Consider the following 16,596-nt stretch of genomic DNA (forward strand, 5'->3'; position numbering starts at 1 on the left):
CCTTCCTTCATCCAATACCAGGATAATCCATATAGCTTTCTTAATACTAGCCTGACTTCCACTGAGTTTCAAGTCACAGAAAAGAGAAGAGGCTTCCCTCTTCTCTTCGTTCAATCGTATATATAATGAGTCTTCCCCAATTGCAAGTCCTTAGTCCGCGGTTGGTTTCTTAGGCCCAATCACATAAACGGTGTACCCGCGCTTCATGCCAAATCGGTTCGCATAATCGTTGCTGTCATAAAACACATCGATAATGTTTCCTTTGACTGCACTTCCGGTATCCTCCGCTCTGCGGAAACCTAGCCCGTCGATATAAACCCACCAGCCCAGCGGAACCACTTTTGGATCCACTGCAATTGTGCGACCTTCCGTTACTCTCGTACCTGTAGACGTAACTCCATATTGTGGATGTTCGCTGCCTTTTCCTGTCGAAGCAGCCCCCGCTGAATAAGCGGTCAAAGTCACATTATTAATGACCTGCTTGACGCCAAAAGACACTCCGCTTTTAGTGACTTCCTGAAGATTCGGCGATGATGCCGATAACACAACAACTGGATTTTTCGTACCTATAGCGACAATTTTATTGACGCTCTCCGATTGAACCTTCTGATCCACGACTTCTTCTGCTACAAGTTTTCCGTCTTCAAACCGTTTTTCCTTTTTCTTCACAAGCAGACCTTCCTGGCCTTCTTGTACCACTTGTTCCTTGCCTTTTACCAATTGCGGGTCATTCTTCTTCACTACGTCATAGGCTATCTTCTCTTGAACTTCTTCAAGCTCTTTGGTTACACGTACAATTTGAACCTCGCCATTATCAGGCAGATCGGCCTCAATGACAGGAGTCACCTTATCAAGTTCTCCTACCTGCACATTTAAATCGTTCAATGCGCTGCCCACTGTTTTTTGCACAGTGTACATCGTCTTGGTTTCACCGTCAGCCGTCAGCTGAATCGGCTTCGCATGTTCGATCGTAATTTTGTCCCCCGACTTTACTTTCGAATCCAGCGCTGCAGAGAGACGATCATGCTCTCCTACAGAAACCCCCTGCTCATCCAGTAAACGTTTCAAATCCCATTGTTTAGTATAAACAACGGTTTCTTGTCCGTTCACAACTACGGTCACCTTCTTGGTAGCCGTACCGTATAACATCATTAAAAACATGAAAGTCAAAGCGAATGAAATAATGGCTATGATCGATATCAAACGCAAGTTTTCATGCCTCCATCGCAATGCGAAGGACATGCTGGATGATCGTCTTACATGGGTTTGCTCATGTTGAATAGCTCCCACTAGTTCGGTCCTCCTTCAAAGCCCCGCCGTCGAGTGTTACGCATGATTGATCTGACGCGACTATGGTTAAGTTTTGCAATCTGTTGGTTAATAAAGAATAACGTCTAACGACGCTCCTTCACATAGGAACAACCTCCATGATCGATGAGTGATTCACGTTCCGGAAGCAATGAAGATTTCTACAGCATCGTTCATGCTTAGAAAAGCTTCTCCTGTACGGTCAACTAAGGGCTGCAATAGATTCCATATCGTTTGTCCTGCGTGCGGCCAGCACCTCCTCATTGTTCTAGGTAAGATTATGTTGTCGGATAGTTGTCACAATGACGGGAGAACAAAAAAAGTCATCGGAAAGAGGACTCTTCCCGTGACTTTAGGTTATTTCATCAGAATGAAATAAAGCACACGACAATCGTTACCTCTCTCTTACGCTTACGAGGTTAGCTGACGGATTCGGACTTGAGAGTCGCCCTACTTGGAGTCGGATATAAAAGCTTATGTATCCTTCCAAGACTCACCCCAGAAATTGTGACCTTAGCCTTATTTTCAAATAAAGACAGGTCATATTGCGGTTCCCCCGTTTCCCTTACGGAAACTCAGCGATAATGGAAAATTGGTAATCGTATTAAGTTAATATTGAGTTTACGCTGTCGGATACAAAGTTGTAAAGTATACAAACTCGGCAAAAAAGGTCCATTTTCGTTCAATTCGGAAATTTTTATCCGATTTCTCGAACGAAACCCTTGTTTTTCTTGTCTTGTCTTATTATTTTGGTCATTTTTCTTCCGTTTTCACGTTTTCGACGAAAATAGGGCTGTCTCACCCCCCCTTTTCTTTCATCGCAAACCGAATAATGTAACTGCATTTTTCGTAGTCGCGTGAGCCAGCTCCTCCAGGGTTAACCCCTTGATTTGTGCAGCGGTTTCTGCGACTAATTTCACATATGCAGTTTCATTTCTTTTGCCTCGGAAAGGGTGCGGAGTCAAATAAGGTGCGTCCGTTTCAACCAACAGACGGTCCAACGGAACTTTCTCCAGCACCTCTTTGGGCTGCTTTGCATTTTTAAATGTGACAGGCCCGCCGAAGGAGATGTAGAAGTTCATATCCAGACACATTTTGGCCGTTTCCCAGCTGCCGGAATAGCAGTGCATGACGCCCCCGACTTCAGCCGCTTTCTCTTCGCGGAGAACTTGGATTATATCATGGTGCGCATCGCGGTTATGAATAACTATCGGCATGCCCAGTTTACGAGCCAAACGAATTTGCTCGCGAAATACGCGATCCTGTACATCCTTAGGTGAAGTATCCCAGTAATAATCCAAACCGATCTCACCTATGGCAACCACCTTCTCGTGCTTGCACAGCTGCTCGATCCATTCCAGATCTTCAGGTGTCATGTCTTTGGCATCCTGAGGATGCCATCCGACTGTGGAGTAGATGAAATCGTATTGCTCTGCAAGTGCAATCGAGCTAGGAATCGTCTCACGATTAAATCCGACATTGATGATTCGACTGATTCCGCTCTCTAATGCTCGTTGGATGACCTCATGTCGATCTTCATCGAATTGAGGAGCGTTTAAGTGTGTATGCGTATCTGTCAGCATGACAGCAACCATCTCCTTCATATGGTATAGTTCAGTTTCGTCGTTGTGGCTTGATGGGCGGCCGTTTATTCCATGCCAAGCAGCTTGCGATGCTCCGGATGGATGGAGCTCGGATCGGCGTTCAACAGCTCCTCCGGGAAATATAAGTGGTATTTCCCCATATGTATACCGCTAATGGATCGGACAATTTCCGACTTGCGGGATATTTCCGTTAACGCATCTTTTTGATCAAGCAGCAAAATCGGCAGTTTTTCGTCATGAACTCCCGGTCGATACACATCATACGAAAGATCGGACGGGAAATCAATTTCAAGGTAATAGGAAGGATCCAAATTCAAGGCACGCATGGTGTCACGTAAACGCTCTATTTGCAGAGCATCGATCCTCTCCAACAAAACATACTTGAATAGTCGACGATTAAGGAAGCGCAAGCACAGATCGACCAGGATCGCATCATCTTCATTGGACCATTGCATCAGCACCGTCTGCATAAAAGCTTCATCCAGCAAATGAAATTCTTGAATTGTAAGTGTTTGCCGGAATAAGCTCAGCAGCGGCGGCAGCATGAATGAAAATGAATAGTTTTCTTCATATAACTGTTTGGCTCTTTGAAAAATTTTATGCAATAACACCTCTGCGCTTCGGGTCACAGGGTGGAAATAGACCTGCCAGTACATTTGGTAGCGGGACATCAAGTAGTCTTCGACGGCATGCATGCCGCTTTCTTTGACAACGATGTGGCCTTGAAAAGGTCTCATAACCCGTAAAATCCGTTCCAGGTCGAACGTCCCGTAATTTACGCCTGTGAAATACGCGTCGCGAAGTAAATAGTCCATTCGATCTGCATCCAGCTGGCTCGAGACGAGGCTGACGACAATCTCTTGGTTATAGGTTTTAGCGATAACGCCGGCCACTTTCTGAGGGAACGTAGGAGATACTTCCTTAAGGACCCGATTGATCTCGGTATCTCCAAGGACGATACGGCAGGACCACTCCTCATGGTGAGTACCGAACGTTTTCTCAATCGAGTGGGAAAAAGGACCATGCCCGACATCGTGCAAAAGGGCCGCGCATAAGGAGAGCAACCGCTCTTCCCGAGGCCAATCCTCATAGCCGTTACGCTCGAATTGTGAAATGATTTTGCGAGTGATTTCATATACGCCTAACGAATGTGAGAAACGGCTGTGCTCTGCGCCATGAAACGTCAAAAAACATGTGCCCAGCTGTCGTATACGACGGAGGCGTTGAAATTCCTTGGTGTTAATCAAATCCCAAATCGTTTGATCCTGCACGTAGATATATTTATGTACGGGATCTTTAAATACCTTCTCTTCCTGTAAAGGATTGGACATGGTGCGTACCTCCCTAAGTTTTCTCGTATTTTCGACATGAATTGAGCATTAAAAACGATCTTTTGTCGAACTTTGTCGTATGAAACTTCCAAATGTGAACAGAATATGTCTTGCAAATTTTTCTTTAGTAAGGAATATATTCATAATACTATGTTTAACGTCCGCAGAAAAGCTGCTTATTCACAAGGCTTTTCAGCATTGCCTCTAAAATTCATTGAAATAGAAGGGTAATCTACCATATTTTAACGTAGAAAATTGCAATTTTCTAGTTGACTATTTTGGGAATGGTTGGTATCATAAATCTTAAGAATATTGTCGAATAATGACGATTTATCTATTTCGAGAGGGGACTTTTATATATGATGAAATCTACTGGTATTGTAAGAAAGGTTGACGAATTGGGACGCGTTGTTATTCCTATCGAACTCCGCAGAACATTAGGTATCGGTGAAAAAGACGCTCTGGAAATTTATGTAGACGGTGAACGTATCATGCTGAAGAAATATGAGCCAGCATGTATTTTCTGCGGTAATGCAGAAAACGTTTCTTATTTCAAAGGAAAAATTGTTTGTCACGAATGTTTATCTGAAATGCCAATACCTGTGACAAAATAAGAAAAATAGGTTATAATAAGGATAGCACTTCTTACTAAGGTAATTCTAACCTTTTTCATATCTCCTCTATTCCCCAATCCGTGAATTTTCATGAGATTGGGGATTTTTTTTATTATTAACACCCATCTAATATAGTAGAAAGAACCATCCACCCAACAAGTGAAGTGATTTGTCTGAAGCTTCTTCCGATAACTTTCGGATGCCCCTGATTATCCATAGACATTGCTGCGCTTAGTTTATCAGGAAGCAAAAAATCAGCCGATCGGCTGATTGGTTTGTAGAAGATAAGCCAATGATGCTTCACATGTGTTCATTGCTTATTTCTGATGCAAGTAATTGTAAAGCTCTCTCTTCGGTATCTGACGGTCCGCCGCAGCACGTTTGATCGCTTCCTTGCGGTCAAGCCCCTGCTCAGCATAATGCTCCACATGCTCTTCAAGGCTGAATGCTTCCCACCAGATGGCCGAAGCTTCATTCTCCGAATCGGTGCTGCCTTGAACGACAATGCAGTACTCCCCTTGCGGCGGCTGCTCTTGCAGCAGCTTATAGCATTCGCTTATCGTCCCTCGAGCAGCTTCCTCGTACTTCTTGGTCAACTCCCGCATCAGGCACATCTGCCGCTCGGGATCCCACACCTCCATCATCGCTTCAAGCGTCTTTACAACGCGATGAGGAGATTCATAGAACAGCAGCGTCTCTTTCATTGGTTTGAGTGCTTCAAGCTCTTGATGAAGCGGCTTCTTATCCCTCGGCAGAAAACCAAGAAAGGTGAACCGTTCTGTGGATATTCCCGATACAATCAAGGCCGATAGCGCAGCATTGGCCCCAGGGATGGGAATAACGGCAATGCCGGCATCGATTGCCTGACGAACGAGATCAGCTCCCGGGTCGCAAATGGCCGGCAGCCCCGCATCGCTAACCAGTGCAATGTCGTCACCGGATTGCAAGAGACGGACCAACTCAGGCCCGCTCGCATTTTTATTATGCTCATGGTAACTGACCAGACGGGTCGAAATATCGAAATGGGTCAGCAGCTTGCGCGTCTGCCTCGTATCCTCTGCAGCGATCCACTTTACTTCATTTAATGTACGCACAGCCCGGAAGGTCATATCCTCCAGATTGCCGATAGGTGTCCCCACCAAGTACAGCTTCCCCATTCCATTGTCCTGCTGATAGCTTTTTTGAATGTTCACGTTAGATTCCCTCGTTATGTTATGGTAGGTTAGATGAGCGCATCGCGCTTGCCATAATAGATCTCCATCAGCTCATCACAGTATTCTGTTTTATTTTTGTAAACAATCAGAGGCGGAAGCGTCCTCAGCTCCGGTTTCCCGTCTCTCAGTGCTTCAACCAGCACCATATTCGCTTCTTCACCAGCACGCGGATGCACATAGCGGATTCGTTTTGGCTCCAGCTTATACTGACGCATCGTGCAAAAGATTTCAACCAGACGGCTTGGTCTGTGCACCATCGCTACACGGCCTCCGCTTCTCACCAGTCTGCTGCATGTTTTAACAACATCCTCCAACGTACAGAAAACTTCATGTCGAGCTGCCGCTACATGCTCATTTATGTTTTGTTCCCCGTTCGGTACAGGCAAATAAGGCGGATTAACCGTTACAACGTCAAAATTACCGCTGCCGAGCTGATTATGAATAGTTCGCAAATCCCCATGAACAATTTGGATCTGATTGTCCAATTCATTAATTTTGACGTTACGATCAGCCATATCGGCTAACCGCTCTTGGATCTCTACTCCAACAATGGAAGCCTTCGTACGTGTCGATAACAGCAGAGGGATCACTCCATTGCCTGTACATAGATCTACCATCCGCCCTCTTGGAGGGACATAACTGAATCTGCCTAACAGGACGGCGTCCATGGAGAAGCTGAACACCTCGTCGCTCTGAATAATTTTCAAATCATTCGTTAACAGATCGTCAATTCTTTCACTCGGTTGCAAAGATACCTTTTCCATTCATGCACGCCTTCCTCTTTCTTGAAAAAAACCGTAGAGAAGCTTGCTCCCTACGGTGGTTTCTTTATTTATTTAAAAACGATAAGCAAAACAAACAATCGCCTTCCGTTCGCAAATGACCGTAGTAGACATTACAGATGTGGAAGCCTTCGTGGTACAGGCGGGCCAAATTGTCATAGCCTTCCCCTGTAAGCTCCTTGGCCAGTGCGGCGGTAACATGAATATGGGGTACTTCAACAGGCGGCTCCGCATCCTTCTTAAGCAGCTTGCGAAGCTGCTGATTTTCGATGCTTAGCCGTTTGTTTTCCTCCAGGAGCTCGATTATTTGCTTTTTCATCTGCCCCAACTCGGAATAAATAGCTCCCATTTGTTCCTCCATTTGCTCAATTTGAACAAAAACGTCTCTTTTATCCACACATTCACCTCAAGAAAGCTAACAACCGTTAATGCTGCTGCTCCACTACATCGTCAAAGGATAGCTCCATGACTTTACCGAGCTCATAAATCTGCACTTTTACGGTACGCTCGTTAATATTTAGCGATACAACGCGCCCAGTTCCTAGAGAAGAAATAACTTCGCTTCCTACGCGCGGCACGTCCTCTTTCACACTTTCATAATTATCGTGCTCATATTTCAAACAACACATTAACCGGCCGCATAGCCCGGATATTTTCGTTGGATTTAACGATAAATTTTGGTCTTTTGCCATCTTGATGGATACCGGTTCAAAATCCCCTAAGAAAGAGGAACAGCACAGAATTCTTCCGCAAGGACCGATACCGCCCAACATTTTGGCTTCGTCTCGAACACCTATTTGCCTTAGCTCGATACGAGTACGGAATACCCCGGCCAAATCTTTAACCAGCTCACGAAAATCGACTCTTCCCTCAGCGGTAAAATAAAAAATGATTTTGTTTCGATCAAATGTATATTCAACGTCAACCAGCTTCATTTTAAGCTGATGATCTTTAATCTTGTCTTGGCAAAGCGCGAACGCATTTTTCGCTGCGGATTTATTGTCCTCCACAAGCTGTGCGTCGGTATGATCCGCAATCCGAATGACTTTCTTTAATGGAAGAACGACGTCGGATTCCTGAACAATCCGCTTGCCGATCACCACTTTTCCATACTCAATACCACGAGCAGTCTCGACTATTACAGCGCTCTCTTTATCGACCGGTAAATCGATCGGGTCGAAATAATATATTTTTCCCGCTTTCTTGAAGCGGACACCAACAACCGAGTACAAATTTACACCCCCTTCAGCTGCATTAACAATTTTTCTAGCACCAGCTGCGGGTTAGCGTGAAAGCGGAGTCTTTTCTGCTGTTCGACTGCTTGCTCCAAACACCGCACCCAATGCTTCATATCGTAAGATAAGGCCAGTCCCGCCATCCAATCCGTTTGATCCGCATACACCAGCTCAGACCGATTGCCGAGGTTTAACTGCACCATATCTTTAAGCCATAAAATCATTAGATCCATAAATAAGGGAAGCTGCTCCGTCAGCTCCGACTTGGCCAGCTTTTGCTGAGCCGTCAGCAGCGCCGTGGGCAGTCGGGACATACTTTCCTTAGTCAATTGTATCACTAGATTTCTGATTTCTGCAAACCCATTTCCTTGAATAAGCTCTCTGGCGGCATCAGGCCCTGCTGCTAGACGGACCGCAGCCTGAATCAGAACGGAGGCATGTCCCTCCTCTTGAAGGACGGCGACCATACGATCTCGACTCATAGGTGCAAATGGGACCCACTGGGCTCTCGATCGAATTGTCGGCAGCAGGGCTTGTCCATTGTCCGTAATCAGGATCGCAACGACTCTGGATGTAGGCTCTTCAAGGAACTTTAGCAAGCTATTCGCTGCCTGAACCGTCATTCGATCAGCATCTTCCAGAATATACATCTTCAGCCCAGAAGCGGAGGCACGGTAAGAGAATTGCTTCTGAAGCTCCCGAATCTGCTCAATCTTGATGGAAGCGCCATCAGGGCGTACCCAGTGAAGATCCGGATGGTTGCCATGCTCTACCTTACGGCAATCCAGGCATTCTCCGCAAGCATCGTCAAGCAGCACTTGACAGTATAATGCCTGCGCAAAGGCAAGCGCCATCTGCTTGCGTCCCGTTCCAGAAGGACCGGTAAAAATATAGGCATGAGAAACTTTATCCATTCTCAAACTGTTCTGCAATATACGTTTCACACGTTCTTGTCCCGGTATGGATTGAAAAGACATTGTCGTCCTGTAAAATCCTTTCCTATTATATATACATTATTTTTGCACTTTGTTTCGTCATGATGCAATTAAAATGTAAGATTGATCAGCATACCGCGAATCTCTCCTACTTTATACAGCAGATCAATGCGTCCCTGCTCACTTTCCAGCATATCGTCCGCCATCGTAAGCAGCTTCTCATCAATTTCCTCAAGCAGCTTATACCTTTTGGAGCGACCCCTGCGGTCCCAGCCGCGCGTATCGCGCAGCTGCACCCCCCGGCGTGCCGTCTCCTCCAAATACTGCTTCACAAGCAGCTTATATTGACGCAGTTCCCGTACGGTCATCGATTTCGATAAACGGTCCCCTTGCAGATGGATTTGCTGTAAAATGCGCTGAAGCTGCTCCTGCGATGCCCTTCCGTCCTGCTGCTGCATCATATCCGAGAATGATTTATGCTGCAGCTGCTGGGGGGTTGAGGCTTCGCTGCGTTGAATTTCTTTACCGAAAGGGCGCCAGCCCGGATTTATCTTCAAGATGCAACCTGCCCCTCACATTTAAAAATGCTCGAACCGTTCAACCGGAAGCACGAACACCGCCGCTCCGCCAACCTGAACTTCAACAGGAAACGGAATGTAGGAATCAGTCGTTCCTCCCATAGGAGATACAGGGGTGACGATTTGTTCACGAATTTTGCAGTTGGCCTTAATAACCTGCATCACTTCATGTACACGGTCATCTTCGATACCGATCATAAAGGTCGTATTGCCAGCCCGTAAAAAGCCACCCGTACTAGCGAGCTTGGTAGCGCGGAAGCCTTCTTTTATTAAAGCATTCGAGAGACGATTGCTATCTTTATCCTGTACAACGGCAACAACTAATTTCATGGCATTGCCCTCCTTTACATTTTTACAAATGACTCGGTTGACCCTTGCAGCAATGGATGACTTAGAATGATGTCGAATAATACATTATTTCATACTCTAATAATTTGACATCGGTCCATTCAATTCCTGCTTTGGTCTTTAGGAAAGCTGTTTTGGGAACCGTAATCAACGTGCATCGCCATTCCCAAAGCAGCCTTTCTGTCCGTCATACCAATAGTATATGTTGCCATGACTTGCTGGGTGCGAAGATGACTGCAATATCGCGCCATGGAAGATTGGTCTGTCAGTTCTTCGGCTTGATACATCGGTCTAGATGTTCCTTTACACTTTCAAATACTTCGTCCATGTTGCCGTTAGCATCTACACTCACAATACGGTCTTCGAACCGCTCCGCTAATATCAAGTATCCTTCCCGAACCTTTTGATGGAAAGCCAACGACTCCAGGTCCAGTCTGTTGATTTCCCGGTCACTGCGGGCATGAATACGTCTTAGTCCTTCTTCAGGCGCAACATCCAAATAGATCGTCAAATCGGGAAATACATTATCTATAGCAAATTGATTAATGGTAAGCACTTCATCTATTCCTAAGCCTCTGGCATAGCCTTGATAAGCTAGGCTGCTATCAATAAATCTGTCGCAGATGAACACTTTTCCTTCCGCTAAAGAAGGCAGTATTTTTTCGACTAAATGCTGTCTTCTGGAAGCAGCATACAGGAGTGCTTCTGTTCTGCCTTCCATCTTCGTATTTCTTTTATCTAATATGGTTGCCCTTATTTGTTCGGCTATATCAATTCCGCCTGGCTCCCTTGATGAAATGGTATCATGCCCCAGAGAGGACAAATATTCGGTCATACGTTCGATAACGGAGGTTTTGCCTGCTCCTTCACAGCCTTCCACCGTTAAGAAATACCCTTTACGCATTATCAATTTCTCCAATCATGTTATAGGTAGCTATTACCCGTTTATCGTTTCAGCATACCCTTAAGGATATTATGATTATATACTGTTTGTCTTGCAATACCTAGCTCGTTTCTCTTACTTTAAAAAATAAAAGACTTGAAGGACAAAAAAAGCCCGAAATCAAAACAATTTATAGTCTTGATTCCGGGCATACGTGCTCTCTATTAAGATATCAATACGGATAGCAAGGGCTCATCCCCTTCGATTAATCCATGGATGCGTGCACCCATTTGAACCAACTGCTTCAAATAGCGAACCACATCGGAGGAAATCTGTTCCCCCGGGCACAATACAGGAATACCAGGTGGGTAAGGAACAATCATTTCTGCAGATTTTAAACCTACAGCATCCTTCAGCGGTACCTGGGCAGTCCCTTTTTGCCGATAGACCGATTCATCGAAGGATACAGGCTCAGATAGACCTGTCATCGCGGAATAAGAGGATAAAGTAGGTGCGATCCCCTCCGAGCGGTTGACAGAAGGGTGTATTTCTCCGATTTCCTTTAAAGCATTTGACAATCTCCTAGCATCCTCTTCTGTGGAGGCGAGGCTCAGAACTAGAAGCACTGCCTGGGGATCTGCCAATTCGACAAAGCAGCCTCGTTCTTCCAGCGCATCCTTCAGTTCAAATCCGGTCAAGGCGCCCGTGGCTTCTTTTACAATAATTTTAAAGGGGTCCCGGCCAATCTCGTTATTTTGTTCTGGCATCAATAACTCAAACCGATGATTATCCTTCATCTGCTCCATTAGCCGATCGACAATACGGATTCCCTGCTCCAACAGCTCCATACCCTGCATATGCATTTGTCTTCGGCTGAGATCCAAGCTTCCCATTAGCGGGTAGGATGGACTCGAGCTCTGCAGCATGGTCAAATACCGCTTCAATTCCTTACGGTCTACCCGATCCCCTTGAACGTGAAGCATGGCCCCCATAGTCATTGCTGTAAGCAGCTTATGCGTAGACTGCACGACCACATCGGCACCACAGGACAGGGCTGACTTCGGAAGTGCCGGATGGAAGCCAAAATGTGCTCCATGCGCCTCATCTACAAGAAGCGGCTTATCATATTGATGCAGCATTTGTACAATCCCCTCTAGCGGGATAGCGGTTCCGTAATAGCTCGGCCTCGTTATTAAAAGACCTTTGGCATCCGGATACTTTTGCAGAGCCACCCTCACATCTTCCGGTCGAATACCAAGCGTTAGACCGGTTGCCGGATCAATCTCCGGATTGAGAAATACTGCCTTCGCCCCCGCAAGCATAAGGCCATGTATAACGGATTTATGAGCATCCCGCTGTACGAGCAGGAGATCTCCTCTTCGACAAACACTTAAGATCATCGTTAAATTACCAACCGTACTTCCGTTCACCAGAAAAAAGGTTTCCTCCGCGCCAAAACAATCAGCGGCAAGCTGCTGCGCTTGTTGTATCGCCTCTTCCGGATGATGAAGATCATCCAAACCGGTTATTTCCGTTACATCCAGACGCATGATAGACTCGTAATAAGCTCTAGCATCTTCATCCAAGCCTTGCCCTGATTTATGGCCAGGAACGTGCAAGCTCACGTGCTTCCCTTCAGAATGCTGTACCAATCGCTCATATAAAGGAGCGCTCTGTTTGTCCATGTTGTGGATCTCCCTATTTGCTTTAAAAATAATATCTCTCTTATTGTAACAAACAAAAAGGCTCTCACCAACGGGGAATATTCCGTCAATAAGAGCACCACTATTTTGATAGACAATCTATGCATTTTTTCTATAAAAGATTTGCCTCATTTGATGGATAAAGAAAGGATATTTGGCATCCATAACGTCAGTTGAGATCATTTCATGTTCGCAATCTTCACAGATGAATTCTGATATAATCATAATGCCATTTTCCTTCATTTGTCCGCAGATGATGCAGTTATGGGCCACCGTAGATTCATGTATAGCGTCTCCCACACAACTCACCTCTATTCTTCTTTTCTATCAGTATGTCCTCTTTCTCTTAAAGTAAACGCTGATGATCTATTTTTATGAAATTAGCTAGTACATGGTTCCAAAACACTTATTTTTCAAGCCTAAATTGCCGATATAATATTGCAAAAAGAAATCTATGAAAACGGACGAGTGAGATCAAGTGAAGGAAAAACAAATATCAAAAGAAGCTTCTGTTTATCATTACCGGCTGCTGCAAAGGATTCGTTACAAACAGGCATTCATTATCGCCTTTTGGATTTTGCCATGTATCGCTTATGTTTGGGACTTAATTCGCTGGCACCCGCTGCCTATGCTCATTAGTGTAGTACTGATTCCACTTTTACATACCAGCATCATTTATCTGTATTTTACCCTTAAGGAAAAACGACCTTTGAATCATTGGGTGCTTCAATATCGCTTTCCTTGGGTAGGTTTTATTCCTATCAATTATTTTGCCCTTTACCGAATGCGCAACCTGAATCTTCATCTTTTGTGGGTAACTGCAGTGATTTGTGGCTGTTTCTTTCCCTGGGTGTCCTTGGATTTAATCCTCCATGCCCTGTTCATTCATCTGTGGATCCTGTTACCGAGATTCGTTCTTCTATTTCAATTCCGTCATTACATGGAGGACGGCTACCTGAAAATCAATGATACGGACACATCATGCTACGAACAGTAATGGATGAAGTAATCAGGATTGATTTCTTCTCGATCTTGTGAAAAAGCGGTACACCAAGTAAATGATTACGGCCCAAAAAATCAGACCAATAAATGAAAACGGCGTTCCAGCCCCAGGGCCGAATCCCATAAATCCAAAAGGATTAAACAAGCTGCCGATCAATGCTCCTGCTGCAAAGCCGCCAAAAACCCCTCCCCATCCACCGCGGGTGGCAGTCCCCGTACTCGGAGTTGTTCGAGGGTTGTTGGTAACGTTCGACGGATTTCGGTTCGGGCTAGTTGTAGTGCCTCCGCCGGGATTCCTCACACCCGAATAGGATCCTCGCCCTGAACGATAGGCTTGTGGAGTTATCTCTCCTTCTGTTGAAGGAGCCTCCCTCAAATCTTCCCTGAGCGTTAGAGGTTGAACTTCTCCCGTCTCTTCAGCCGATATCGGCAGATACATCATCATGAAGAGCAGGCAAGTAATCAAGACAGCTGCATATCGTTTCATATCTATTCCTCCGCTCCATGCTAATAAAAATCACCGTCATCTTCACAAATTATTATCATTCGCTTATGCTATTTCTATTCGAGCCATAAGCCTCCAACTGTTTCGTTGTAAAACAAAAAAAGCCTTCCCGGAATATCCGGAAAGACTTTTTACATTTTGCTTGGCGACGTTCTACTCTCCCAGGACCCTGCGGTCCAAGTACCATCGACGCTGGAAGGCTTAACGTTCGTGTTCGGTATGGGTACGCGTGGTTCCCTTCCGCCATCATCACCAAACTAAGAGCTTTCTTTTGAAAGCTTACTTCGTAAGCATCAAAGCTTCTCGAAGCATTCAAGGCTTATTCCCTGAAAACTAGATACGAAATAAATGCGCGTTGGTTGAGCTATACTTCTGCATGTTGTACACATCACAGAATCATGGATAAGCCCTCGACCGATTAGTATTCGTCAGCTCCACACGTTGCCGTGCTTCCACCCCGAACCTATCAACCTCGTCGTCTTCAAGGGGTCTTACATACTGGGAAATCTCATCTTGAGGGGGGCTTCACGCTTAGATGCTTTCAGCGCTTATCCCGTCCGTACGTAGCTATCCAGCCGTGCTCCTGGCGGAACAACTGGTACACCAGCGGTACGTCCATCCCGGTCCTCTCGTACTAAGGACAGCTCCTCTCAAATTTCCTACGCCCACGACAGATAGGGACCGAACTGTCTCACGACGTTCTGAACCCAGCTCGCGTACCGCTTTAATGGGCGAACAGCCCAACCCTTGGGACCTACTTCAGCCCCAGGATGCGATGAGCCGACATCGAGGTGCCAAACCTCCCCGTCGATGTGGACTCTTGGGGGAGATAAGCCTGTTATCCCCAGGGTAGCTTTTATCCGTTGAGCGATGGCCCTTCCATTCGGTACCACCGGATCACTAAGCCCGACTTTCGTCCCTGCTCGACCTGTATGTCTCGCAGTCAAGCTCCCTTATGCCTTTGCACTCTTCGAATGATTTCCAACCATTCTGAGGGAACCTTGGGGCGCCTCCGTTACTTTTTAGGAGGCGACCGCCCCAGTCAAACTGCCCACCTGACACTGTTCCCCGACCAGTTCATGGCCGCGGGTTAGAACTCCGATACGATCAGGGTGGTATCCCAACGTCGCCTCCACACAAGCTGGCGCTCATGCTTCTCAGGCTCCCACCTATCCTGTACAGATCGTACCAAAGTCCAATATCAAGCTGCAGTAAAGCTCCATGGGGTCTTTCCGTCTTGTCGCGGGTAACCTGCATCTTCACAGGTATTAAAATTTCACCGGATCTCTCGTTGAGACAGCGCCCAAGTCGTTACGCCATTCGTGCGGGTCAGAATTTACCTGACAAGGAATTTCGCTACCTTAGGACCGTTATAGTTACGGCCGCCGTTTACTGGGGCTTCGGTTCATAGCTTCGGGATTGCTCCCTAACCACTCCCCTTAACCTTCCAGCACCGGGCAGGCGTCAGCCCGTATACTTCGCCTTGCGGCTTCGCACAGACCTGTGTTTTTGCTAAACAGTCGCTTGGGCCTTTTCACTGCGGCCCCCTCGGGCTATTCACCCTACCGAGGCACCCCTTCTCCCGAAGTTACGGGGTCATTTTGCCGAGTTCCTTAACGAGAGTTCTTCCGCGCGCCTTAGCATGCTCTGCTCGCCTACCTGTGTCGGTTTGCGGTACGGGCACCTTCTCCCTGGCTAGAGGCTTTTCTTGGCAGCCTGAACTCATGACCTTCGCTACTGCAATTTTCGCTCCCCATCACAGACCAGCCTTAACGATGTGCGGATTTGCCTACACATCAGCCTCTCTGCTTGGACGGGCATCCATCAGCCCGCGTCACTATCCTTCTGCGTCACCCCATTGCTCATAACGGTTCACGGTGGTACAGGAATTTCAACCTGTTGTCCTTCGACTACGCCTTTCGGCCTCGCCTTAGGTCCCGACTTACCCTGAGTGGACGAGCCTTCCTCAGGAACCCTTAGGCTTTCGGCGGACAAGATTCTCACTTGTCTTTTCGTTACTCATACCGGCATTCTCACTTGTGTACTGTCCAGCGCTCCTTACGGTACACCTTCAACCTATACACAACGCTCCCCTACCCAAGAACATTACTGTCCTAGCCATAGCTTCGGTGGCGTGTTTAGCCCCGTTACATTTTCGGCGCAGAGTCACTCGACCAGTGAGCTATTACGCACTCTTTCAATGGTGGCTGCTTCTAAGCCAACATCCTGGTTGTCTGTGCAACTCCACATCCTTTCCCACTTAACACACACTGGGGGACCTTAGCTGATGGTCTGGGCTGTTTCCCTCTTGACAATGGATCTTAGCACTCACTGTCTGACTCCCGGGATGAAAGTATGTGGCATTCAGAGTTTGACTGGACTTGGTAACCCTTGGCGGGCCCCGCACCCAATCAGTGCTTTACCTCCACTACTCATCTCCCGAGGCTAGCCCTAAAGCTATTTCGGGGAGAACCAGCTATCTCCAAGTTCGATTGGAATTTCTCCGCTACCCCCACCTCATCCCCGAATTTTTCAACATTCGTGGGTTCGGGCC

General features: G+C 46.5%; 16 protein-coding genes, 2 rRNA genes and 1 riboswitch (1 of these 19 cut by a window edge). Of the genes, 2 read left to right on the forward strand and 16 right to left on the reverse strand.

All coding sequences use genetic code 11. The features are described from left to right. Window positions 1-150: 150 nt before the first annotated feature. The 3 genes from QMA13_RS34480 to QMA13_RS34490 all read right to left on the reverse strand — a co-directional run bounded on the left by QMA13_RS34480 (window position 151) and on the right by QMA13_RS34490 (window position 4,243). Complete coding sequence (locus QMA13_RS34480) at window positions 151-1,290, reverse strand: resuscitation-promoting factor (RefSeq protein ID WP_282938201.1); 1,140 nt, start codon at window positions 1,288-1,290, stop codon at window positions 151-153. A gap of 411 nt (window positions 1,291-1,701) precedes the next feature. Next, window positions 1,702-1,899, reverse strand: a riboswitch (cyclic di-AMP (ydaO/yuaA leader). 224 nt (window positions 1,900-2,123) lie between these two features. Then, on the reverse strand, window positions 2,124-2,891 hold the full coding sequence (locus QMA13_RS34485) for a TatD family hydrolase (RefSeq protein ID WP_282938203.1): 768 nt from the start codon (window positions 2,889-2,891) through the stop codon (window positions 2,124-2,126). 65 nt (window positions 2,892-2,956) lie between these two features. Continuing rightward, window positions 2,957-4,243 (reverse strand): HD domain-containing protein, encoded by a 1,287-nt coding sequence (locus QMA13_RS34490; RefSeq protein ID WP_282938205.1) that lies wholly within the window; start codon window positions 4,241-4,243, stop codon window positions 2,957-2,959. A gap of 359 nt (window positions 4,244-4,602) precedes the next feature. On the opposite strand from QMA13_RS34490, the gene QMA13_RS34495 reads away from it, so the two are divergent. Then, window positions 4,603-4,857, forward strand: a complete 255-nt coding sequence (locus QMA13_RS34495) for an AbrB/MazE/SpoVT family DNA-binding domain-containing protein (protein WP_010501678.1) — start codon at window positions 4,603-4,605, stop codon at window positions 4,855-4,857. A 317-nt stretch (window positions 4,858-5,174) separates the two neighbouring features. Here QMA13_RS34495 and rsmI read toward each other — a convergent pair whose 3' ends face one another. The 10 genes from rsmI to QMA13_RS34545 form a co-directional block, all read right to left on the reverse strand. Continuing rightward, the gene (rsmI, locus tag QMA13_RS34500) at window positions 5,175-6,050 is read right to left on the reverse strand and encodes a 16S rRNA (cytidine(1402)-2'-O)-methyltransferase (RefSeq protein ID WP_282938210.1); all 876 of its coding nucleotides are present in this window, start codon (window positions 6,048-6,050) and stop codon (window positions 5,175-5,177) included. 29 nt (window positions 6,051-6,079) lie between these two features. Beyond that, window positions 6,080-6,835, reverse strand: coding sequence for a tRNA1(Val) (adenine(37)-N6)-methyltransferase (locus QMA13_RS34505; RefSeq protein WP_282938211.1), 756 nt, complete (start codon window positions 6,833-6,835; stop codon window positions 6,080-6,082). Between the two features lie 64 nt (window positions 6,836-6,899). After that, on the reverse strand, window positions 6,900-7,250 hold the full coding sequence (yabA, locus tag QMA13_RS34510) for a DNA replication initiation control protein YabA (protein WP_282938212.1): 351 nt from the start codon (window positions 7,248-7,250) through the stop codon (window positions 6,900-6,902). A gap of 28 nt (window positions 7,251-7,278) precedes the next feature. After that, complete coding sequence (locus QMA13_RS34515; RefSeq protein WP_028551889.1) at window positions 7,279-8,085, reverse strand: PSP1 domain-containing protein; 807 nt, start codon at window positions 8,083-8,085, stop codon at window positions 7,279-7,281. Window positions 8,086-8,087: 2 nt separating this feature from the next. After that, window positions 8,088-9,065, reverse strand: coding sequence for a DNA polymerase III subunit delta' (gene holB, locus QMA13_RS34520; protein WP_282938213.1), 978 nt, complete (start codon window positions 9,063-9,065; stop codon window positions 8,088-8,090). 68 nt (window positions 9,066-9,133) lie between these two features. Then, window positions 9,134-9,580, reverse strand: coding sequence for a YaaR family protein (locus QMA13_RS34525; protein WP_282938214.1), 447 nt, complete (start codon window positions 9,578-9,580; stop codon window positions 9,134-9,136). Window positions 9,581-9,601: 21 nt separating this feature from the next. Further along, window positions 9,602-9,931, reverse strand: coding sequence for a cyclic-di-AMP receptor (locus QMA13_RS34530; RefSeq protein ID WP_282938215.1), 330 nt, complete (start codon window positions 9,929-9,931; stop codon window positions 9,602-9,604). 283 nt (window positions 9,932-10,214) lie between these two features. Then, on the reverse strand, window positions 10,215-10,853 hold the full coding sequence (tmk, locus tag QMA13_RS34535; protein ID WP_282938216.1) for a dTMP kinase: 639 nt from the start codon (window positions 10,851-10,853) through the stop codon (window positions 10,215-10,217). Between the two features lie 203 nt (window positions 10,854-11,056). Further along, window positions 11,057-12,517, reverse strand: a complete 1,461-nt coding sequence (locus tag QMA13_RS34540; protein WP_282938217.1) for an aminotransferase class I/II-fold pyridoxal phosphate-dependent enzyme — start codon at window positions 12,515-12,517, stop codon at window positions 11,057-11,059. A gap of 117 nt (window positions 12,518-12,634) precedes the next feature. Then, a complete protein-coding gene (locus QMA13_RS34545) occupies window positions 12,635-12,835 on the reverse strand; it encodes a sigma factor G inhibitor Gin (protein ID WP_282938218.1) in 201 nt (66 codons plus the stop codon). A 178-nt stretch (window positions 12,836-13,013) separates the two neighbouring features. Between QMA13_RS34545 and QMA13_RS34550 the strand changes: the two genes are divergently transcribed. Next, window positions 13,014-13,532 (forward strand): hypothetical protein, encoded by a 519-nt coding sequence (locus QMA13_RS34550; protein ID WP_282938219.1) that lies wholly within the window; start codon window positions 13,014-13,016, stop codon window positions 13,530-13,532. A 12-nt stretch (window positions 13,533-13,544) separates the two neighbouring features. Here the strand turns inward: QMA13_RS34550 and QMA13_RS34555 are convergent, their stop codons facing one another. From QMA13_RS34555 to QMA13_RS34565, 3 genes are all read right to left on the reverse strand, one after another. Further along, the gene (locus QMA13_RS34555) at window positions 13,545-14,024 is read right to left on the reverse strand and encodes a hypothetical protein (RefSeq protein WP_282938220.1); all 480 of its coding nucleotides are present in this window, start codon (window positions 14,022-14,024) and stop codon (window positions 13,545-13,547) included. A 158-nt stretch (window positions 14,025-14,182) separates the two neighbouring features. Continuing rightward, window positions 14,183-14,299 (reverse strand): 5S ribosomal RNA (gene rrf / locus QMA13_RS34560). Between the two features lie 141 nt (window positions 14,300-14,440). Further along, window positions 14,441-16,596: ribosomal RNA gene (locus tag QMA13_RS34565) — 23S ribosomal RNA — on the reverse strand (it continues 767 nt past the right edge of the window).

The sequence above is a fragment of the Paenibacillus sp. RC67 genome (assembly GCF_030020805.1).
In the GTDB taxonomy this organism is placed as follows: Bacteria; Bacillota; Bacilli; order Paenibacillales; family NBRC-103111; genus Paenibacillus_S.